The organism is Chitinophaga rhizosphaerae (genome assembly GCF_003958645.1).
Taxonomy (GTDB): domain Bacteria; phylum Bacteroidota; class Bacteroidia; order Chitinophagales; family Chitinophagaceae; genus Chitinophaga; species Chitinophaga rhizosphaerae.
Genome location: NZ_RXLO01000003.1, coordinates 355289 through 376626, shown reverse-complemented (window position 1 = coordinate 376626; position 21338 = coordinate 355289). Strand labels below are relative to the sequence as shown.

The window sequence follows — 21338 nt, the reverse complement described above, 5'->3', positions numbered from 1 at the left end:
CAGCGTATTTGTTCGCACTAACATACAAAAAATTTCTACCGGTGGGTGTTATCCTATTGAAACCTCAAAAAGGCAGGCGCCCTCAGGCCGTAAATGTCGAACCGGAAATCGACGATGGTCGTAATTTCGAAAAAGAGGTTATTGATGCCCGGCGTTTTCCTGGGATAGTACGCCGCGCTCATCTGCAGCGTATTGAGCGAAAGGTTTTCGTTCTTGACCCGCACTGCCAGCCCGAACCCCGGGTACACGGGGTTCTTCAGCAAATAATTGTTTTTCCAGGAAACCTGTCCCGCTTCCACCGTTCCCACGAAATTGAATTTGAACCCATACACTTTCCACGGGCTGTACAATATACTTTCCGACCGCAGCAATAACCGGTGGTAACCGTTTATCTTCGAGCGCCGCCATCCCCAGAATCCCGTACCGAAATCACGGTTCAGGCTCAGCGGGCGATAAAAAAAATTATTGGGCGTGCCGAGATAATCGAGATACACGAATTCCCGGAAATTCCATTTCTTCCCCAGCTGCATCAGCCGGCTGAAATAACTCACGTTGGTATGGATCACCAGGTCTTCCGACGTACTGCCCTGCCAGAAGCCCCCCACGCCCAGGTTCACGCTCAGCAACCCGTTATGCAGCGTGGGCCAGTATTTCTGCCCCTCGATGGCCGTGTACAACCGCCGCCGGTCCATCCAGTTCTCCCGGCCAACGGACAAGGCCGCCGAATACCCGTACGGAATATCCTCCGTTCTCCCGAACCCGAAAAACCGCTGGCTCTTGAAGAAGTCCTGCTTGAATACGGCGATCTGGCCGAGGTAATAATGGCGGTCGTTGTAAAGCGGGTCTTCCCCGTACTTTTTCTGCACCGGCTTTTTGTCGAACGCCACGTTCGAGTACCGGAAAAGCAACGCCACATTGGGCTTATCGTCGAAATGCCCGTCGGACCCGAACCGGTTCCGGAAGTTCCAACCCGACCAGACGTCGACCAGTTTATAGGAATAATTCCGCCAGAGGGAATCGGGCTCGCCCCACACGCGGATGCTGTAATTCTTCGCCAGCGAAATGCCGCCGGTGATTTTGGCGGAAGACCGGTACAGCGGCCGTTCCAGCCGGATGTAATACGATCCCTCGTAAACGCCGGTATCGAGTTGGGAATTGGTGTTGAGATGGGTATACCCCACGGATACGTCGATAAAACTGCCGAGCAGGTTGTATTTCGTGTAGCGGGCTTCGGTACCCCAGGGCCGGGAGTAGCTGCTTTTCCACCGGAACCCGAACTGCACGCCCTGCGCGGCGCCGAAAAGATTGTCGTTGGAGATTTTGGCCCCCACGCCGCTGGGTGCCAGCTCGCGCAGGTCGAAGCCGTATTCGAACACGTCTTTGGTGATCACGAGCACGTCTACCGTATCCTGGCTGGCGGTTTCGAGCGTGATGATGCGGGCATCCTGGAGGAAGGGGCGGTTACGGAGATACCGTTCGTTGTCGGCGAACGCATAGGCGTTCACGGTATCGCCCGGCCGGAAAAAGAGCATTTGCCGGATCGCCCATTCCTGCGAATCGAAATGCAGTTTGTTGGCGAGATGGATGAGCTTCATGCTGGTAGTAAAAGCGGTATCGTTGATGCTCCGCGGACCGAACACTTTTACCTTCCGGAAATGGACACGGCGGACCGTTCTGCCGGTATGCGGCAAAAATCCCTGCTCAGACCTGGTCATCCGGCCGTCGTCCTCGATAGGGGGAGGATCGTTGTGCCGGGAAATGTCTTTCAGTACGGAATCCCGGAAACGCCGGCTTTTCAATGAATCCACGTAATTGTTGAACTTCGTGAACCAGCGTTTCTTGTATACGGCCGGGATCGTATCCGATTGCGCGTTGGCGTTCACCGGACAACAGCATATGAACAGGTAACAGCTAAGGATAGCTAACAGGCTTATTTTACCCAACCGCTTCAATAATTCCAATTGATCTGTAACAACAATACAAATTTTTAACCAATATGCATGGCCGCGCAAAAAAAAGGAAGGGCACCGATCCGTTCAGTACCCTTCCTTATGGAAAGTTTAATGATTGAATATCAATATTGTACCGTCACGGTCCTGCCGCCTCTTCCGGTTTGATCGAACACCCGGAACCGGATGGTCCCTTTCGCATCTATCGGGCCGCTCCAGGCGGGACTTTTAACGGAAGGTTCCCTTCCGTCGGTAGTATAACGAACGATCAGTCCGGGAAGTTGTACGTTGGTAAAAACTTTTCCGTTCTCGTTTTTCACGCCGGCCGTGGGGATACGGTAGTTGTAACCGCCGTTGAGCGTGGCGAGGCGCGGGATTTCGCGCTGCCCCACCACATTGGCGAATTTATTCCACGCTTCGTTGTACTGGCCAAGGTCCTGCGTCCAGGAAGGGTCGGGCGCCCAGGCGCGTTCCGCCATGCCGAGGAGCTTGGGCAGCACCATGTATTCCAACCGCTGGGGAGATTTCACCGTTTCGCTCCACAATGCGGATTGAATGCCCACGATGTTCGACGCGCCGTATTCCGTCAACCGGTCTTTCCCCACGAATGTGGACGCGGGCAGCGGATTGCCGGCATCGTCTTCTTTCGCGTTCCTGTACACATCGAGGGGAATGAAGTAGAAGGGTTTATCGATGTCCACATATCCGCCCCAATAAAATCCGGGCTCGTCGTAATCGCGCGCATAGGCCATGTCGAAATAATAATTCGCCACGCCAGACAGTACCACTTTATACCCGCCGTTCGCCAGCCGGTAGCTCAGGTCTTCCATCCCGCCGCCCATTACGTTATTCCAGACATCCACCTGGAAGTTGCGGTTGCCGAATACGGGGTTCACGATCATGATACCCTTTCCGTCGCGCTTCGTACGGCGCATCCCGGCTTCTTCCCAACCGTATAGCTGCATTCCCTGTTTATTCACGATCCGGGCTACTTTATCGTAGAAATAAATCCAGAGATCGTCTACATGGTCCAGTTCCGCGCTTTCGGCCAGCAGTTGCTGGCAGGCGGGGGATTTTTCCCACACGCCGCCGGGCGTTTCGTCGCCGCCCATGTGGATAATATCGAGGGGAACGCCAGCTTCGCGATGCATCGCTGCCAGTTCGGCCGTAACTTTTTCGATGAATTTGTAAGTGGAAGGAAGGGCGGGATTCATCACGTTATCTTTCCATTCCTGCACCGAGCGGTACCGGCTTTTATCTTCCGGATCGCTGAGGCGGTATTCGTTGGCGTTGGGATCGCCGGCTTTGGCGAGCTTCGCCGAACGGGCGTCCATGGCTTTGATGGCGGCGCGGCCGTGGCCGGGCATTTCGATTTCAGGGATCACTTTGATATGACGGGCGTTCGCGTAACGGAGGATCTCGATGTAATCCGCACGGCTATACCAGCCGGTGCCGGTGGCGTTGTTCACATCGGGGCCGGAACCGTACGACGGCTGTATGCATTCCATCTCGTCGAGCGTATGGCCGCGGCGGCCGCCCACCTGCGTCAGTTCGGGCAGTCCGGCTATTTCCACGCGCCATCCTTCATCGTCGCTCATGTGCAAATGCAGCGTGTTCACTTTATATACCGACATCACGTCCAGCATCCGGAGCACCTGGGCTTTGGAGTGGAAGTTGCGCGCCACGTCGAGACTGAAGGAGCGGAAAGCGAAGCGGGGCTCGTCTTTCACGAGGACCGCCGGTAGCGTGGCCGTTCCTTTGGCCGTCAGCGGCAGCAGCTGGCGGAGGGATTGTATCCCGTAAAAAATCCCGGTGCCGGTGCCGGCGAAGATGCGCACGCCCTGTTGATCGGTTTCGAGGCGATAGGCTTCTTTCCCTTTGATGGATGCGTCTTTCAAGAGGCGGACCGCCGCCTTCCCGGAGGTGCCCTGTGCCGTGAGCACCGGTTTCCCGAAAACATTGCCCATCAGCAGCGCCAGGTAATCGGCCTCGGCGCGGAATTCCGGCTCATACAGGATGCCCTCTTTCGGATCAAGCACCACGGTTGCCCCGGATTCCACGACAGATGCAGGCGTAGGCAGAATCTTCGGCAGTTCGGCGGCAGGCAGCAAACGGAGCACCTCGTTGCGGCGGTACACGTCTTCCGGAGAAGTCCGCACTTTCGTTTCACCGGCCGTACGGCGCAATTGTTTATCGCTGGAAGAAGGTATCACGGCGAAGTCGGCAATGGAATGCCCTTTCGCGGGGTCGGTATCCCAAACGATGTACGGCCCCGTCGGCGCATCGGTGAAATGCGTCACCCAGGCGGAAGAAACGATGTTCAGCTTCACGGAATCCCCCGGCTTCAGTCCCCCGAATCCCGCCGAAGGCGTAAACCGGAACAGGTCCCCGTTCACATGCCCCGCCACGATCCCCGGCGCTACTTCGCCGGGCGTCACGAAACGGATGAAGTTGAAATAGATCGTCCACCCGCCGGCCGGGAACGCCTGTTTGGTGCGGTTCACCAGCGTGAAGGTGGACAAGGTCTGCGCCTTCCCCTGGTAACCGTTTTCCACTACTTCCCAGCGGAGCTGCAAGCCCTTTGCCGGGAACTGCGCCATGGCGGCGCAGGATAATACAAGGAATAAAATTGTAAGTCTGTATCGCATATAGTTGAGATTTCCCCGCTGTGGCGCGGTAGTCTTGCCGTTTAAAAAGCTTTGTTGATCGCGTCCAGCAAATACCCTTTCGGATCGCTGGAATATTCCCAGAACATTACGCCGGCGAGGTCATTTTTTTTCACGTAACGGCATTTCTCCTTCACCGAACGCTCATCGTCGAACGAAATGAACACCTGCTGCCCGGGGTGCCAAAGATAAGGCGCTTTAGCCCGTTTATCCCAATGCCGCTCGAATCCTTTGGCCGGCAGGCTGTCTTTGATAAAGGAATACCCGCCGCCCCGGTAACCGCCGGTAGCCATACGGTTCAGTCCGCGGGCGGTATCGCCCCCCACTTTCCATCCGCGGCCATAAAAAGCGATGCCCATAACGATCTTTTCCGCCGGAACGCCCGCGTCGAGGAAAAGCCCGACGGACCGGTGGGCCGACGATTCCTCCGGATTATCCGTAGACCCGTACAGGTTGGTATGGTGGCCGGCAATGCCGTTGGGATCGGTTTTGTAGTCGTAAGACATGATGTTCACGAAATCCAGGTACTTCGCGGCTTCGGCCATTTCGGTATGTTCCACGAAATATTTGCCGCCGCCCACCGCTGTGGTGAGCAGTTTTTTGACGCCGGTTTCCTTTTCCAGGGTATCGAGCGAGGCGCGGATGGCCTGGAACATCAAGGTATAATTTCGCTTGTCTTCGGGCCGGAACACGTTCCCTTCTTCCCCGGCAACACCGGGATATTCCCAGTCGATATCCACCCCGTCCAACCCGTATTTGCGGATAATATCCACAGCCGTGTGGGCGAACAGTTTCCGGCCGGCGTCTGTGAGCACGGCGTCGGAGAAGTTCTCGCTCCACGACCAGCCGCCGATGGAGATGAGGATCTTCAGATCGGGATTGCGGGATTTGAGGGCGTTGAGTTGCCGGAAATTGATCGTGTCCGTGGCGATGTTGGTGAGCCACGCTTCGCCGCGCTGCACATCCACGAACGCGTAGTTGATGTGCGTTAGCTTTTCCACCGCGATGGACGCCGGGTCGGGGATGAGGCCGCGGAAACCGCCGACATAAGCGATAACAACGGGTTTGGGACGGAACGGGCGCGCGGCGGTCAATGCTGCGGCTGCGCCGGTGAGGAGGAAGAGCGCCGCAGCTGCGGCGCGCATGGGTTTGGAGAATAGACGCATGTTTAAAAATAGTATATTTACAACCTAAATTCAACCTTTTGAAATACATCTGCTCCCTGCTCGCCCTGAGCATCGCGGCAGCCGCCTGTAACAGTGGCGGCACAACATCCGGCTCCGATTCCGGTGTAGTAAAAACCGATTCCGCCCCTCCCCCGAGCTTTAGCCCCACGGGCATATATACCGGCGATTTCGGCGGAAGCCCCATTTACATCTGCATCAACTTCGCCCGTGGCAACAACATCGCGGGATATAACACCCACAAAGGCCTTCGCCGCAACCTCCACGGCCAGATGTCGGAAGACGCCGACGGCTGGAAGATCCGGCTCGAAGAACCGGGAGACCATGCGTACGACGGGGCGTTCGAAATACACCTGTCCAAAGACCGTCAAACCATGGAAGGCACCTGGAGCCCCCTGAACAAGGATTCCGCTTCCGCCAAAAAATTCACCCTCAAACAGATCAACAGCGACCATCACGAAGTCTACATGGCTAACGAAAACGCCAATATCCAGTTTCTTGAAGACGGTTCATGCAAGCTGGAGTACTATCCGGCCGACAGTATTTCTACCGGCCAGGTGGAAATCGTGCGCGGCACCTGGTCGCGGAACAAGGATACTTTCAATGTAAGCTGGAAAAACAACGCCCATTTCGGTAAAAATGGCAGCCAGTTCGTGATGTACATGTCGGCAGACGCGGAGGGCGGCAGCTATCCGGACAGCCTTTCCGGCGAAGGCTTCACTTTCTTCCAGCTCCCATGAGGCTGATTCTCCGGATCGCGGCCGTGGTGGCCATTCTGTACGCGTCGTGGCTCATGATATTGCTGAGTTTGCCTTATATTTCCTTCGAGCCGTATGTGGATTTCCTTTTCACCAAACAGCTGGTGTATAAGATACATCATTGGCGCTGGAGTTTCTACATACATGTGTTCGTGAGTACGGCGGTGCTCGTGGCGGGGCTATTCCAGTTCAGCCGCTACCTGTTGCAACGTTTCCCGAAAGTGCACAGGGCCGCGGGGTACGTGTATGCGGTAACGGTGATCGCGCTGAGCGGGCCGAGCGGACTGGTAATGGGGTATTATGCGAACGGGGGCATTTGGGCGAAGGTCAGTTTTATGCTGTTGGCCTTGTTGTGGATCGGGTTTACCATGGCTGCGATGTACGCCATCTTCAAAAAAGACTGGAAAAAACATGCGGATATGATGACGCGCAGCTACGCGCTCACGCTTTCGGCGGTCTCGTTGCGGTTTTACGCCTATATGATCGATGTGCTGGATATTTCCGTATCTCCCCGCGCGGCCTACATCTGGATCGCGTGGCTGAGCTGGACGCTGAACCTCCTGCTGGCGGAGTATCTCATCCGCAGGCGGGTGTTTACTTCATGGCGAGCGGAGCGGATTTCGGCGTGATGTGGCCGTCTGCCGAGATGGCGAAATAATCCACCCCCACTTCATTCATTTCTTCCATTTCATTTTCCGCATAGCCGCTGGTGGCCGGGTCTTTCGCATACCGCACCGCAAATTTCTTCACTTCCACATCGCCGTTCGCCGTGATTTTCCCTACACGGAAAGGTTCGTCCAAAATGCGATGGCCGCCTACGATCAGTTTATCGAGCAGTTTGCCGTTGGGGTCGAAGCTGGCGAGGTAATAGCATAAAGGCGCGGCTTCGTCCAGCATCACATCTTTCACGGCGTAGGTCACTACGGTGTAAAGCGGGGTGGTTTGAACGCTGCCGATATAGTAGAATTCGCTGCCTACGTCGCGCGAGAATTTGCCGTCGCGCATTTCGGGAATGAATTTCTCGAAATCGTAAGTGACGTCGTCGAAGTTTTTGTTTTCTCCATACTTCAGATCGAATACCACGGGCAGTTCCAGCGGCTGAAATTCGCGGGAGAACAGCTTCCAGAGGAGGCGGTCGGGATCGCTGGCGCCGGAAAGTGCCGTCGTGACCTCGTTATCGAAACGCCAACGCGCTTCGCGGAGCTTGGCGAGGTCTTTATCCTTGTAAATCTGGTCGGTATTCGTATATCCGAACTCGATGGCCGACACGAGATAATGGAAGGCGCTGTCTTCCTGTTCCATTTTCGCGTAAATACAGGCGGTGTTGTACAGCAGTTTGGACAAAGGCTTGTAGCCCAGCAAATCCGCGATATGATACGCCTGGAGGGCTTGTTTGGTGCTCATGTCAGACTGGAGCGACTTATCCCCGTTGCCCATGTCGGACAGGGCGTTGCCATACTCGAAGAAGGCCGCTGCGCGGGGGGCTTTGAGGATGGACTGGCGGAAGAGCGGCAAAGCGCCGGCGGGGTCTTTTTTATTGCGGTATTTATCGATGGCCTGGCGGAAAAGGCGATCGGCTTCCGCTACCGGAAGGTCTGTCCGGGCAGCGAAGCGAAACACGCTGTCGGCATCGAGGTGATATTGTTCGGTAAGCGTGTATGCGCCGGCGTTGTTGGCGGATTTACCGCCGCCCTGATTGCAGGCGGCAGCGGCGAAGAACATGGCGATAAGCGGGATATAACGCATAGGGGATGAATTTGCCGGCCAAATATACGGTTATTCCCCAGAAAAAGGGTTTCCCCCGGGTAGCGGCAGGGAGCCACTGTGCGGGGGAACCGGGTTAACGAAAATGGATTACTGGTTGATCTTGAAACGGACGGGCAGGTTGAACCAAACGGGAACGCTTTGTCCGTTTTGGCGGCCGGGCTTCCATTTCGGCATCTTCCTGATCACACGAATGGCTTCGTCTTCACAACCGCCGCCTACTCTATTCGCTCCGGCGATTTCCACATTCGTGATCGAACCATCTACACCTACCACGAATTTCACGAACACCGTTCCTTCGATGCCGTTTTCTTCCGCTGCATGTGGATAACGGATGTTGTTGCTGAGCCATTTGTTCATGGCATCTGCTCCGCCCTGGAATTCGGGCATGATTTCCACGAAGCTCAGGGGGCCTTGTTCCTTCTCTACTTTGGGCGGTTCCACTACCGTACCTGTTCCGCCAGCGCCTTCGAATGGGTTTTCGAATTCTCCGGGCTCGCCGGCCTGGGTTTTGGAGCCGATCGCTACGTCTTTTTTCAGTTCGTCCATATCCTTCAATTCGTCTTCCGGTTTCACCTTGTCGTTTTCCACGATCCTGGGCGTTACGTATTTCTCAGTAGCCACAGCGGCCGGGGGCGGCGTTTTCACGGTAGGCGGGGGCGTGACGGGCTTTTCTTCAGGAGGCATTTCCACCGTTTTCAATTCAATGGGCGCAACGATCGGTTTAATATTCGATTCCCCTGCTTTTGATTGTGTAGCCCAGAGATAGCTGCCTACTGAAACGAGCACCAATCCCGCCATACTGGCTACAGCGTTGCGGACGCGGCGGTCGTACCGGCGGCGGAGATCGTAGGCACCGTAATCCTTGTTGCGGGAATTGAAGAGGATGTCGAGGAAGTCGGGTTTAGGCATTTGGGAGGTATTCATGGCGATTGTGTTTAACAGGAAGATGTGGGACCTGGATTTTTCCATAAACTTTTTCCCGATGCGGTCTTAACATATTGAACCTTTTCACGTTACGATTGTTCTTCTACCATGTACCCGCTACTGTTAAACGGATACGAACCCTGTATGAGTAGCTGTTTCCCGAACATAATAAGGCGGATGGTCTGTGCGACCGCTGTGCTGACAACCGTTGCCGGGAGCGCCCCTGCCCAGCAGGGCGCCGCGGCCGGGGGGCCTGCGTTCTCGCTGGAACAATGCGTACAGTACGCCCTCCGCAACCAGACCAATGTCGTAAACGCCCGGCTGTCGCGCCAGCTGTCTACCGAAAAAATCCGCGAGACCCGCGGCAAACTGCTCCCCCACGCCGACGTAACGGGCAACTTCACCGACAACCTCAAACTCCAGACGTCCCTCATCCCCGACTTCACCGGCGATCCCAACAATAAAATCCCCGTGCAGTTCGGCACCAAATACTCCTCCGGCGTAACGGGGGAGGTCACCCAAACCCTCATCAACAGCGATTACTTCCTCGGCCTCAAAGCCGCCAAAGTATATGACGAACTGGCCGTCCGCGATTACCAGCGCACCGCGATAGACACCCGCGTGCAGGTGAGCGTCGCCTATTTCAACGTGCTCGTTTCCCAGGAAAGCATCCGCCTCGTAGACGCCAACCTCGCCCAATTCGGCAAAACGCTGAAAGACACACGGGCACGGTACGACGAAGGCGTCGGCGAAAGGATCGATGTAGACAGGATCCAGACTTCTTTCAACAATGTCGAAACCCAGCGCGCCAACCTCCAGCGGCAACTGGATTACACCTACGACGTCCTCAAATTCCAGATGGGCATGCCCGTAGATTCGGCCATCACCCTCACGGAAGACATCCGCTCGTTTACCGGCGATATGCCCGACAGCATGAACTATACATTCATGGACCGCCCCGAATACGCCATGCAGCGCGTGCAGGTGGAACTGGACCGGCTAAATCTCAAAAGCAAAAAACTGGAGATCATCCCCACCCTCAACGCTTTCGTCAATTATGGATTCAACTGGTTCGCCGAAGATTTCGGGGACCTGTATAAAAAAGGATTCGGCACCTCCGCCCTCGGCGTCCGCCTCACCTGGCCGATCTTCTCCGGAACGGAAAGGATTTACGCCGCAAGGCAGCGCGAAATCACGCTGCAGCAAAGCCAGAATTCGCTGAACTACCTGGCGCAGCAGATCCAGCTGGAAGTGCGCAACAACTGGACGCAATACCGCAACAACCTCGCTTCGCTCAACACCCAGCAAAAGAACATGGAACTCACGCAGGGCGTCTACGACCGCGTGGTGCTGAAGTACGAGGAAGGCGTGGCCACGAGCCTCGACGTGCTTTCGGCCGACAGCGAGCTGAAAACGGCGCAAAACGATTACATCAATGCATTGATCAATACCCTCATCAGTAAAGTGCAACTGGATCAGGCGATGGGTAAAATAAAAGCGGAATAAACTCCTTGTTATGCAACCTTACCGGAACCTTTATATCTTGCTGATCCCTGTGCTGGCGGCGGCCTGCAAGGGCAAACAGGCCCAGCATCAAATGGCGGGCGGCATGCCCAAAGTACCCGTCACCGTTTTCGAAGTCAAAGCCGCCAGCTATACCGTCACCGAAAGCTTCCCCGCCGTGCTCACCGGCAACAACACCATCGATATCCGGTCTGACGTGACAGGGTTCCTCCAGAAAATACACGCAAAAGACGGCAGCACCGTTTCGAAGGGTCAGGCGCTGTACGAAGTCGATAAAAGCCGCAGCCAGGCGGCCTACGACCAGGCCAACGCCGCCGTCATACAGGCGGAGGCAGACCTGGCGCTGAAAAAGCGCGACCTGGAACGTTATACCAACCTGCTCAAAAAAGACGCGATCTCCAAACAGACCGTAGACCAGGCCACTACGGCCGTCCAAACTTCAGAAGCCTTGCTGGCACAGGCCCGCGCCACGCGCGCCCGCTCGGGAACCGATATCAGCCACGCCGTCTTGCGCGCGCCCATCGCCGGGAAGATCGGCATCGCGCAGCTGCGCATCGGCGACCTGGTGACCGCCGGCTCCACCGTCGTGAATACGCTCGTCAACGAAGATCCCATCTTCGCCGATATCGACATCCCGCAAACACGCTACAACGAATTCCGTAAAGACGCCGGCGATAAAGGAAGCGATCATCAATACTACCTCACTTTCCCAGGCGGCGAGCCTTATCCCGAACCGGGAAAGATACTGCTGGTAAATAACGTAGTAGATGCCCAAACCGGTACGATCCGCGTCAGGCTTACGTTCCCCAACAAAAACGGCCAGTTGAAATCGGGTATGACGGCTTCGCTGCAAATGCATTTCAAGACCGGTGAAAACCAGGTGGCCATTCCCGCCAAATCCATCATCGAACTGTTGAGCGAAGTGAAAGTCTATACGCTCGGGCCCGGGAATGTGGTGGAAGCGAAACCCGTACAGAAAGGTTCTCTCCTCGATAGCCTGCAGATCATCGACAGCGGCTTACAGCCCGGCGACAAGGTGATCACGGACGGCCTGCAGAAGATACGCCCCGGCGATACCGTCATTGTTAAATAAAAGGCACCATGATTGCGAAAACGTTCATAGAAAGGAAGAATACAACGATCGTGATCGCCATCATTATGGTGATCGTCGGCCTCATCTGCATGGTCAACCTACCGGTAGCCCAGTTGCCCGACATCGCGCCGCCCACCGTTTCCGTGAGCGCCAGCTACATCGGCGCCAACTCCACCACCGTGGAAGAAACCGTGACCACGCCCATCGAGAACCAGGTGAACGGTACCCCCGGCGCCATGTACCTGCAGTCGGCCAGCGCCAACGACGGCTCCATGAGCATCACCGTTACGTTCGAGATCGGCACCGATCCCGACATTTCCACCCTCGATGTGCAGAACCGTGTGAGCATCGCTTCTCCCAGTGTGCCGGACGATGTCCGCCGCGTAGGCATCACCACCAAGAAGCGTTCCAACGACATGCTCATGGTGGTGGCGCTCCTTTCGCCCAATGGCACCCACTCCAAAGCGTTCCTCGACAACTACCTCAATATCTACCTCAAACCGGAAATTTCTCGCGTGAATGGTGTGGGCGACGTACAGGCCTTCTCCAACGACTACTCCATGCGCATCTGGCTCGATCCGCAGAAGATGGCCAATCTCGGCCTCACGCCGGCCATCGTAGCTGCGGCGATCCGGGAACAGAACACCCAGGCGCCTGCGGGCATCATCGGCGCACCGCCCGCCAATCGCGACCAGGCTTTCGAATACACGGTGAAAGTGCGCGGCCGCCTGCTCACCTCCGAAGAATTCGGCGACATCATCGTATCCTCCAACCCGAACACCGGATCGCTGGTAAGGTTGAAAGATATTTCGCGGCAGGAACTGGGTTCGTTCAGTTATGCGATCGATGTAAAAGCCGACGGCAAAACCGGTACCGGGATGGGGATTTACCTCACGCCCGGCGCCAACGCGCTCGATGTGGCCGAACGCGTGGAAGCGCGCATGAAGGAACTGGAAAAAACGTTCCCGACAGACATCGGCTGGATGGTCCCGTTCGAGACCGTTTCATTCGTTCGCATATCCATCAGCGAAGTGATCCAGACTTTCCTGGAAGCCCTGGCGCTCGTGGTGATCGTGGTATACATCTTCCTCCAAAGCTGGCGCGCCACGCTTATCCCCATCCTCGTTATCCCCGTATCGCTGATCGGCACCTTCATATTCTTCCAGCTGCTGGGCTTCTCCATCAATACGCTGACGCTGTTCGGTTTCGTTCTGGCGATCGGGATCGTGGTGGATGATGCGATCGTGGTGGTGGAAGCGGTCCAGCATCACATCGATGCCAATGGCATGTCTCCCCGCGACGCAACATTCAAGGCGATGGAGGAAGTGTCTGCCCCGGTGATCGCCATCGGGCTGATCCTCGCAGCGGTATTCGTTCCCGTGGCGTTCATCCCTGGTGTGAGCGGCAAGCTGTACCAGCAGTTCGCGCTGACGATCGCGTTTTCGGTGATCCTTTCCGCATTCCTTGCGCTGAGCCTTACCCCGGCTTTGTGCGCGGTGATGATGCGCCCGTCCGGGCTCGATGACAAAGCGAAAGGGCTGAGTAAACTGCATTATAAATTCAACGTCTGGTTCGAGAAATTCACGCACCGGTATACCAACGGCGTTCGCCGGGCCATCAAGCAAACGGCTTTCGTGCTGATCCTGATGGGCATCCTGTTCGGCGCGGCCTTCCTGCTGTTCAAGAAAGTGCCTTCCACGTTCGTGCCGCAGGAAGACATGGGCGCGATGTTCCTGGCGCTCGATCTGCCCGACGCGTCGTCGTCCATGCGCACACGGGAGCTGGCGTTAAAAGTGAATAAAATGCTGTCCGACGACCCGGCGGTGCAGCATTACATGGGCGTAACGGGTATCAACTTCATCGGCGGCGGTGCGGTGAAGCCCAGTTCGGCCACGTGGTTCGTGAACCTCAAGCCCTGGGACGATCGCTACGCCAAAGGGGAAAATATGAACGTGGTATCCGCCAGGATACAGGGCAAGCTGGCGAAGATCACGGAAGCCACGGCGCTGGCCATCCCGGCGCCTACGCTGCGGGGGCTCGGCACCTCATCCGGCTTCTCGTATGTGCTGGAACAGCGGTCGGGAGACGATATCACCGAATTTGCGCGGGTGCTGCAAAACGTGCTCATCGCCGCTAACAAGCGGCCCGAAATCCAGATGGCGTACGCTTTCTTCAGTGCCTCCACTCCTGAATACGACGTGGAGGTAGACCGGGAACGGTGCAAGCAGATGGGCGTGGCCATCAACGACGTATTCACCGCACTGCAAACGTTCCTCGGCGGCATGTACGTGAACGATTTCACGCGGTTCGGCAGAAGCTTCCGCGTGGTGTTGCAGGCAGATACTACCTATCGCAAAAACATCAGTCAGTTACAATATTATTACGTCCGCAATGCGGCGGGCACCATGGTGCCGCTGAGCACGCTCATCAAATATAAAATGGGTGCGGGCGCACCTGTCATCAACCACTTCAACCTCTACCGTTCCGCCGAAATCAGCGGCACGAGCAAGGCAGGCTATTCTTCGGGAGACGCCATCAAGGCCATGGAAGAGGTTTCCAAAGAAGTACTGCCCGCCAATTTCGGGTACGATTGGTCGAACATATCCCGGCAGGAGATCGAAGCCGGCAACAAGAGTTTTCTCATCTTCATGTTGTCTATCCTTTTCGTATTTCTCCTGTTGACTGCCTTATATGAAAGTTGGTCTGTCCCATTTTCGGTACTCCTCGCCGTCCCTGTAGCCTTATTTGGAAGCATTCTTGCACTTTGGCTCACCGGGCAAGCCAACAGCGTGTATTCCCAGATCGGGTTGATCACGTTGATTGGTTTGTCCGCCAAGAATGCCATCCTGATCGTGGAATTCTGTAAAGAGCGTGTAGACAGGGGGATGCCCTTGTTGCAGGCAACACTGGAAGCGGTGAGCCTTCGTTTCCGGCCCATTCTCATGACTTCCTTCGCGTTCATTCTCGGGGTGATGCCGCTCGTGTTCTCACAGGGCGCGGGCGCGGCTTCGCGCGTGAACATCGGCTTTACGGTGGTTGGCGGGATGCTGGCGGCCACCTTGCTGGGGATCTTCACCGTTCCGGTGCTGTACGTGCTCATCACACGGATGGCGTACGGCAAAAAGAAACTGGCGCAGCTCGAACAGGAAGGCAAGGATAATGCGGAATCCGGCAACGGCGGGCATTAATTCCGTTCTTCCGCATTGTCGCGCTCCCATCCGGTATCGCGGATCATCATGTTGGTATAGGCGTCTGCCTGTATCATTTTCTGTAATTCTTCAATTCGTTCCTTCGCGGCGTTGACGTATTGCTTGTCGTCGCGGAAGGCGGAAAGGCCTTTGAGCGATTTTTCGTCGAACCGGCGGAACATCCTGGCGGCGCGCTGCGACTGGTAAGCCCTTCGGCCCAGTAACTTCAGTACGTCCGTTCCCAGGCGCAGCGAGGTATCGATGGTTTCGCGGTAGATATTGAGCACGCCGGCGTTCATCAGTTCGAACGCGTCGGCATTGTCGACCGCGCGTACGAGCATGCGCAGGTGTGGAAAATGTTTCTTGACGGCTTCCACTACCTCCAGGTTCTTTTCCGGCGTGGCCATGGCGATCACTATGATGGCGGCCTGTTCCGCCCCGGCGGATTTCAGCAGTTCGGACCTGGACGCATCTCCGTAATGAACTTTCAGCCCCATCCGGCGCAGGAGGTCTACGCGGTCGGAATCGAGGTCGAGCACCGTTGCCGGTACGCCGCTGGCGCGCAGGAAGCGCCCTATCACCGTTCCGAAATGATCGAACCCGGCGATGATCACGGCGTGGCGCTCGTCGATACTGTCGGCTTCGCGTTCTTCTTCATCCGAAATATTGCTGAACCGCGGCTGGATGAATTTCTCGAAAGCCAGCATCACCAGCGGCGTGAGCGCCATGGAAATCGCCACCACGGCCATCATCATATCCACCAATTGCTGCGGCAGCAGCTTCGCGCCGGCAGAAAAGGAAAACAGTACGAAAGCGAATTCACCCACCTGCGGCAGCGCGAAAGCGAAAAGCAAATTCTGGTCGCGGCTGAGGCGGAAGAGTTTGCCGAGGGCCGCCAGCACGAGGAATTTCACGATCATGATGCCTGCTACCAACCCGGCAACGATCCACGGCGACTGCCCGATCAACCCGAAGTTGATCGTAGCCCCGACACCGATGAAAAACAGTCCCAGCAGCAATCCCTTGAACGGTTCGATATCGCTTTCCAGCTCGTGGCGGTATTCGCTGTTGGCGAGCAGTACCCCGCCGAGAAATGCGCCCAGTGCGGGGCTCAATCCTACCAATGTCATCAGTACGGTGATCGCCACCACGAGCAGGAGCGCGGAGGCCGTAAAAAGTTCGCGCAGTCGGGTGCGCGCCACGATGTGGAGTACCGGCTTCACGACATACCGTCCACCGATCACCAGTCCGACCACCGCGCCCAGTGTCACGATAGTTTTTACCCAGGCCGGCTGGTTGGCGATCAGCGATCCGCTTTCATCCGCCGAAACCGTGGTACCGGCAGGCGCCAGCAGCGGGAAGATCGCCAGCATGGGGATCACGGCGATGTCCTGGAACAGCAGTACGGAAAAGGCGCTCTGCCCTGCGGCGGAGCCCATCTGTCCCTTTTCGGTCAATATTTGCAGTACGATAGCCGTGGAGGAAAGGGAAAGGATCATCCCGATGACGAGCGCTTCGTTCCAGGGAAGGCCGCACAACATGGCGAGCCCCCCGATCACGAACGCCGTTACCAGCACCTGCAACCCTCCCAATCCGAGAATGGGGGCGCGCAGCTTCCAGAGCAGCGACGGCTCCAGCTCCATCCCGATGAGGAACAGCATCATCACCACCCCGAACTCCGCGAAATGCATAAGGTCTTGCCCGCTCTGCCCGATAAGCCCCAGCAGGGCCGGGCCAATAATGATCCCTCCGAGCAGGTATCCCAACACGGAACCGAGGTTCAGCTTCTTGGCCAGCGGTACAAACACCACCATGGTCGCCAAATACACAAGTGCCTGGTAGAAAAAAGATTCGTTCGACATATTCCGGATTTACAGGGTTCAGGAGAAATGCGCCGGGAGCTGCCCCGGCATGCCGCCGGGAGCATTGGTTTCAGCCCCGCGCATGAGGGCTTTCAGATCGGCGGTGCCGGCGGAAAGACTTTGCAGCAACTGTACGTAGCCGTCTGCATACCGGCCCAGTTCCGCATCGTTGATATGCGCGGAGCCGGGCACAACGTATGGCGGCAGGTATTCCATGTGGCAAAGTGCGGCCGTTTGCCGGAAAGGCAGCAGGAAATCGTAGACCGCGTGGCCGTGATGGCCTTCGGGAGAATAGGCATGCGCATTGCCGCCGGTGGAGATCACCTGCATGAGGTATTTCCCTTTCAGGGCCGTGCCGTCTTTGCCGTACGCCCAGCCATGTTCCAGCACGAGGTCCATCCACTGTTTCAGCAGCGCCGGGCCGCTATACCAGTAAAAGGGATGCTGGAGGATGACGAGATCGAATTGTTCGAGCAGCGGTTGTTCCAGTTTGGGCTGCACATCAAAGTCAGGATATTCTTCGTAAAGATCGCGCAGGGTGATACCCGGCAGCGTACGCACTGCCTTGATGAGCCGCGCATGCACGCGCGACCGCTCGAATGCCGGATGGGCGAACAGGATCAGAATTTTCAATCGGGTAAAAATTACAAATGTGCACTGAAGTTAAGATTTTAATCAACTCCAATGCACATTCGCAACTGTAAGGTATCCTTATATCTGCAGGGCCCCTGCCGCAGCCTCGTCCACAAACCAGTGCAGCTGGCCGTTTTCGGGGCGGATGAGCTGGGAAGGATATTTGTCGGGATCGGGTTCACCGTCGATCACGCTCTTGAGCGTCAGCGCTTTTCCTTCGCCCGTGGCCATGAACACAACGCAGGAGGCGAGGTTGGTAACGGGTGCGGTGAGGGTGATGCGGTACATGTCCTGCGCTTCGAGCCAGAAGGCTTTCACCCAGGCTTTCTTTTCGTGGACGATGGGCAGGCCGGGGAAGAGCGAGAGGGTATGCCCGTCGTCGCCCATGCCGAGGAGCACCAGGTCGAAGGTATTTTCCTTTCCGTCGAAATATTCGTGCAGTGTTTTTTCGTATTCCTTTGCGGAAGCTTCGGGCTCGATGTCTGTCCGCATCACGTGGATGTTTTCGGGCAGGGCGCCTACTTTTTCGAGGAGCACGTCGTACGCCATGCGGGCGTTGTTACGGGCGTCTTCGAAAGGAACGGCGCGCTCGTCGCCCCAGAAGAAATGTACCCGCCGCCATTCGATCATATTGTTATACGGTTCTTTGGCGAGCAGGGCGTAGAGGGCTTTCGGCGTGTTGCCGCCGGAAAGCGCGAAGGTATAAATCTCCTGATTCAGCAACGTTTCCTGGATATGCTGCGTGATGAACGCGGCCAGGTTTTCGCTCAGTTGCTGCGGGCTATTGGCGATGTGTAATTCCATGCTTTACTTTTTTTCCGGTGGCAGATTGATCCAGGCGTGGCCGTCGCGGGCGATGAGGGCGTCGGCATCTTCGGGGCCCCAGGAATCCGGAACGTAGTTCGGGAAATCGACCGGGTGGCGGTTTTCCCAGGTTTCCAGGATGGGCATGATCACTTTCCAGGCGGATTCTACCTGGTCTGCGCGCATGAAGAGCGTGGCGTCTCCTTCCATTACGTCGAGCAGCAGGGTTTCATAAGCCTCGGGCGTATGGTCGTCGCTGTTGTCGTATGTAAAGGTCATGTTTACCGGGTCGAGGCTCATCGTCTGCCCCGGGCGTTTGGCCTGGAAGCGGATGCGGATGTCCATTTCGGGTTGAATGCTGATCGTCAGCCTGTTGCTGCGCCAGGATTCGGCCGCTTCAGACGGGAACGCGAAGGTGGGCGCGTCTTTGAACTGGATGGTGATGTGGGTCGATTTCTGGTGCATGAGCTTGCCGGTGCGCACATAGAACGGCACGCCCTGCCAGCGCCAGTTGTCGATGAAGAACTTCACCGCCGCATAGGTTTCGGTGGGCGATTGCGGGTTCACGCCTTTCTCTTCGCGGTAACCCGTTACCTGCTTGCCTTTCATCCATCCTGCACCGTATTGGCCGCGAACGGCGTATTCGTGCACGTCTTCCTTCTTAATGGGGCGGATGGCATTGAGCACGTCCACTTTTTTATTGCGGATCTCGTTGGCGTCGAACGAAACGGGGGCTTCCATGGCCACCATGCACATGAGTTGCAGGATGTGGTTCTGGACCATGTCGCGCAGGGCGCCGGAATGTTCGTAATATCCACCGCGGCCTTCCAGGCCTACGCTTTCGGCGGCGGTGATCTGGACGTGGTCGATATAATGGCGGTTCCAAACCGGTTCGAAGAGCGCGTTGGCGAATCGGAGCGCCAGGATGTTCTGCACGGTTTCCTTACCGAGATAGTGGTCGATACGGAAGATTTGCTCTTCGGCGAAGAGGCCCGTCAGCAGGTCGTTCAGTTCATGTGCGCTTTCGAGGTCGTGGCCGAAGGGTTTTTCGATCACGATGCGGGTGGTATTTTTCTCCTTGCAGAGGTTCAGCGTGCCCAGTTCCTGCGCGATAGACGGCACCAGCTGGGGCGCTACGGCGAGGTAGAAGATCACGTTGGGATGAACGCCCCATTCTTCTTCTTTTTTGCACACGTAGTCCGCGATGCGCTGGTACGAGGCAATATCGCCCGCGTCGAGCTGCAGGTAATTCACGTGTTGGAAGAATTCCTGGTAATGGCTGTCAGTTTCCGCTTTGCGGCGGGAAAACTTGTCGAGCCCTTCCTGGAGGTGGCCACGGTATTTCTCGTCGGAGTACTCCGTACGGCCGATGCCTACGATGGCGAACTGGTCCGGCATCCACTCGTCGAGGAAGAGGTTGTAGAGCGCGGGGGTCAGTTTCCGGTAGTTCAGGTCGCCGCTGCCGCCGAAAATGAAAAGGATGGAAGCAGGTGGGCGCTTATGTTGTTGCATAAAAAAAGTAAAATATTAATGGTGTTGCCAGTTGGTGTGAAAACTGCCTGGCATGTCTATACGCTGGTAAGTATGTGCGCCGAAGTAATCGCGTTGTGCCTGCACCAGGTTGGTGGGCATGGTTTCACAACGGTACGCGTCGAAATACGACAGGGCCGCCATGAATCCCGCGGCAGGCAGTCCCGCCTGCGTGGCCTGCACGATCACTGCGCGCATGTTATGTTCTTTCGATTTGACAATTTCGGCGACAGCCTTGTTCAATAACAGGTTGGGAACTTCCGGGGCTGATTTGAGCGCCTCGTAGAAAGTGCCCAGCAGCAGGGAGCGGATGATGCATCCGCCGCGCCAAACCTTTACGGCCTCGGCCAGCGGGATGTCCATGTTGTGGGCCGAAGATGCAGTGTGCAGCATGGCCATGCCCTGTGCGTAACACATCACGGTGGCGAACTGGAGCGCGTCTTTGACCTGTTCGATGAACAGTTTGGTTTCTGCGGAAACGGGTAGTTTCGGCTCGGCATACACCTTCGAAGCGTCTACCCTTTCATCTTTGTATGCGGAAATACTGCGCATGGAAACGGCCGTATCGATGATGGTTACCGGCACGGCGAGGTCCATCGCTTCCTGGGACGTCCATTTGCCGGTGCCTTTGGAGCCGGCTTTGTCGAGGATGACGTCGATGAGGCGTTTGCCCGACTTGTCATCGTCCTGCAGGAAAATATCCGCGGTGATTTCGATGAGGAAGGATTGGAGCTCCCCTTCGTTCCAGGATTTATATACCTGGTGAAGCTGGTTGTTATTGAGACCGGCGGCCTGGAGCATCCGGTAGCTTTCGCTGATGAGCTGCATGATGGCGTATTCGATGCCGTTGTGGACCATTTTCACGTAATGGCCGGCGGCGCCCTTGCCCAGGTAAGCCACGCAGGGCTCCCCGTTCACTTTGGCGGCGATGGCTTCCAGCATGGGTTTCACATGGCTGTAGGCTTCCTGGTCGCCACCGGGCATGATGCTCGGGCCGGTGCGTGCGCCCTGTTCTCCGCCGGAAACGCCTACGCCCATGAAATGAAATCCTGCCGCCTTCATCCCGTCTACCCGGCGAAGGGTGTCTGTGAAGTGGGAGTTGCCGCCGTCGATCACGATGTCTCCCGGTTCCAGCAGCGGGCGCAGCGATTCGAGCACATCGTCTACCGGCTTGCCGGCGGGCACGAGCATCATGATCCTACGGGGGCGCTGAAGCTGGCCCACCATTTCTTCCAGAGATACCACCCCTTTCACGCGGGTGCCGGCGGTGGCGGAGGTTTCGAGGGCTTTGGCCTTTTCCGTGTCCTTGTCGAAGCCGATCACGGCAAATCCATGGTCTGCCATGTTCAGTAACAGGTTACGCCCCATTACGCCCAGGCCGATCATGCCGAATTCATACAAGCTGTTTGACATATATTCAGTTATCTGTATTGAAGGGGCGAATTTAGCCAATTGC

The 21338-nt window shown here is 56.6% G+C and carries 15 protein-coding genes; 5 read left to right on the top strand and 10 right to left on the bottom strand.

Annotation, left to right across the window (positions count from 1 at the left end):
* Window positions 1–53 precede the first annotated feature (53 nt).
* The 3 genes from EJ361_RS08670 to EJ361_RS08660 all read right to left on the bottom strand — a co-directional run bounded on the left by EJ361_RS08670 (window position 54) and on the right by EJ361_RS08660 (window position 5781).
* Window positions 54–1883: a BamA/TamA family outer membrane protein gene (locus EJ361_RS08670; RefSeq protein WP_126245098.1), complete on the bottom strand. Its 1830-nt coding sequence runs from the start codon at window positions 1881–1883 to the stop codon at window positions 54–56.
* Window positions 1884–2074: 191 nt separating this feature from the next.
* Window positions 2075–4597, bottom strand: coding sequence for a family 20 glycosylhydrolase (locus tag EJ361_RS08665; RefSeq protein WP_126245097.1), 2523 nt, complete (start codon window positions 4595–4597; stop codon window positions 2075–2077).
* Window positions 4598–4638: 41 nt separating this feature from the next.
* Window positions 4639–5781 (bottom strand): glycoside hydrolase family 18 protein, encoded by a 1143-nt coding sequence (locus tag EJ361_RS08660; protein WP_205686956.1) that lies wholly within the window; start codon window positions 5779–5781, stop codon window positions 4639–4641.
* 38 nt (window positions 5782–5819) lie between these two features.
* Here EJ361_RS08660 and EJ361_RS08655 point away from each other — a divergent pair, with 38 nt between their 5' ends.
* Entirely contained in the window at window positions 5820–6539 is a 720-nt protein-coding gene (locus tag EJ361_RS08655) for a hypothetical protein (protein ID WP_126245096.1), read from the top strand.
* On the top strand, window positions 6536–7186 hold the full coding sequence (locus EJ361_RS08650) for a DUF2306 domain-containing protein (protein WP_126245095.1): 651 nt from the start codon (window positions 6536–6538) through the stop codon (window positions 7184–7186). The genes EJ361_RS08655 and EJ361_RS08650 overlap by 4 nt, the downstream gene beginning before the upstream one ends.
* Here the strand turns inward: EJ361_RS08650 and EJ361_RS08645 are convergent.
* Complete coding sequence (locus tag EJ361_RS08645) at window positions 7152–8303, bottom strand: TPR end-of-group domain-containing protein (RefSeq protein WP_126245094.1); 1152 nt, start codon at window positions 8301–8303, stop codon at window positions 7152–7154. The genes EJ361_RS08650 and EJ361_RS08645 overlap by 35 nt on opposite strands.
* Before the next feature lie 108 nt (window positions 8304–8411).
* The gene (locus EJ361_RS08640; protein ID WP_164714139.1) at window positions 8412–9248 is read right to left on the bottom strand and encodes an energy transducer TonB; all 837 of its coding nucleotides are present in this window, start codon (window positions 9246–9248) and stop codon (window positions 8412–8414) included.
* 177 nt (window positions 9249–9425) lie between these two features.
* On the opposite strand from EJ361_RS08640, the gene EJ361_RS08635 reads away from it, so the two are divergent.
* Genes EJ361_RS08635 through EJ361_RS08625 form a run of 3 tightly spaced genes read left to right on the top strand, consistent with a single transcriptional unit; the run spans window position 9426 to window position 15053 of the window.
* On the top strand, window positions 9426–10754 hold the full coding sequence (locus tag EJ361_RS08635; protein ID WP_164714138.1) for a TolC family protein: 1329 nt from the start codon (window positions 9426–9428) through the stop codon (window positions 10752–10754).
* Window positions 10755–10764: 10 nt separating this feature from the next.
* The gene (locus tag EJ361_RS08630; RefSeq protein ID WP_126245091.1) at window positions 10765–11865 is read left to right on the top strand and encodes an efflux RND transporter periplasmic adaptor subunit; all 1101 of its coding nucleotides are present in this window, start codon (window positions 10765–10767) and stop codon (window positions 11863–11865) included.
* Window positions 11866–11873: 8 nt separating this feature from the next.
* Window positions 11874–15053: an efflux RND transporter permease subunit gene (locus tag EJ361_RS08625; RefSeq protein WP_126245090.1), complete on the top strand. Its 3180-nt coding sequence runs from the start codon at window positions 11874–11876 to the stop codon at window positions 15051–15053.
* Here the strand turns inward: EJ361_RS08625 and EJ361_RS08620 are convergent.
* The 5 genes from EJ361_RS08620 to gndA all read right to left on the bottom strand — a co-directional run bounded on the left by EJ361_RS08620 (window position 15050) and on the right by gndA (window position 21295).
* Window positions 15050–16915 carry a monovalent cation:proton antiporter-2 (CPA2) family protein gene (locus EJ361_RS08620; protein WP_126245089.1) on the bottom strand — a complete coding sequence of 622 codons (1866 nt, stop codon included), beginning with the start codon at window positions 16913–16915 and terminating at the stop codon, window positions 15050–15052. The genes EJ361_RS08625 and EJ361_RS08620 overlap by 4 nt on opposite strands.
* 18 nt (window positions 16916–16933) lie before the next feature.
* Complete coding sequence (kefF, locus tag EJ361_RS08615; protein WP_126245088.1) at window positions 16934–17548, bottom strand: glutathione-regulated potassium-efflux system oxidoreductase KefF; 615 nt, start codon at window positions 17546–17548, stop codon at window positions 16934–16936.
* Window positions 17549–17626: 78 nt separating this feature from the next.
* The gene (pgl, locus tag EJ361_RS08610; protein WP_126245087.1) at window positions 17627–18352 is read right to left on the bottom strand and encodes a 6-phosphogluconolactonase; all 726 of its coding nucleotides are present in this window, start codon (window positions 18350–18352) and stop codon (window positions 17627–17629) included.
* Window positions 18353–18355: 3 nt separating this feature from the next.
* Entirely contained in the window at window positions 18356–19864 is a 1509-nt protein-coding gene (gene zwf, locus EJ361_RS08605; RefSeq protein ID WP_126245086.1) for a glucose-6-phosphate dehydrogenase, read from the bottom strand.
* Window positions 19865–19879: 15 nt separating this feature from the next.
* Window positions 19880–21295, bottom strand: a complete 1416-nt coding sequence (gene gndA, locus EJ361_RS08600) for an NADP-dependent phosphogluconate dehydrogenase (RefSeq protein WP_126245085.1) — start codon at window positions 21293–21295, stop codon at window positions 19880–19882.
* Window positions 21296–21338: the final 43 nt, after the last annotated feature.

What these genes read in the sequence shown, in the direction of transcription:
- EJ361_RS08665 (WP_126245097.1), bottom strand. Translation starts at nt 4,597, where the DNA reads ATGCGATACAGACTTACAATTTTATTCCTTGTATTATCCTGCGCCGCC.
- EJ361_RS08660 (WP_205686956.1), bottom strand. Translation starts at nt 5,781, where the DNA reads ATGCGTCTATTCTCCAAACCCATGCGCGCCGCAGCTGCGGCGCTCTTC.
- EJ361_RS08650 (WP_126245095.1), top strand. Translation starts at nt 6,536, where the DNA reads ATGAGGCTGATTCTCCGGATCGCGGCCGTGGTGGCCATTCTGTACGCG.
- EJ361_RS08645 (WP_126245094.1), bottom strand. Translation starts at nt 8,303, where the DNA reads ATGCGTTATATCCCGCTTATCGCCATGTTCTTCGCCGCTGCCGCCTGC.
- EJ361_RS08640 (WP_164714139.1), bottom strand. Translation starts at nt 9,248, where the DNA reads ATGAATACCTCCCAAATGCCTAAACCCGACTTCCTCGACATCCTCTTC.
- EJ361_RS08635 (WP_164714138.1), top strand. Translation starts at nt 9,426, where the DNA reads ATGGTCTGTGCGACCGCTGTGCTGACAACCGTTGCCGGGAGCGCCCCT.
- EJ361_RS08630 (WP_126245091.1), top strand. Translation starts at nt 10,765, where the DNA reads ATGCAACCTTACCGGAACCTTTATATCTTGCTGATCCCTGTGCTGGCG.
- EJ361_RS08625 (WP_126245090.1), top strand. Translation starts at nt 11,874, where the DNA reads ATGATTGCGAAAACGTTCATAGAAAGGAAGAATACAACGATCGTGATC.
- EJ361_RS08620 (WP_126245089.1), bottom strand. Translation starts at nt 16,915, where the DNA reads ATGTCGAACGAATCTTTTTTCTACCAGGCACTTGTGTATTTGGCGACC.
- pgl (WP_126245087.1), bottom strand. Translation starts at nt 18,352, where the DNA reads ATGGAATTACACATCGCCAATAGCCCGCAGCAACTGAGCGAAAACCTG.
- zwf (WP_126245086.1), bottom strand. Translation starts at nt 19,864, where the DNA reads ATGCAACAACATAAGCGCCCACCTGCTTCCATCCTTTTCATTTTCGGC.
- gndA (WP_126245085.1), bottom strand. Translation starts at nt 21,295, where the DNA reads ATGTCAAACAGCTTGTATGAATTCGGCATGATCGGCCTGGGCGTAATG.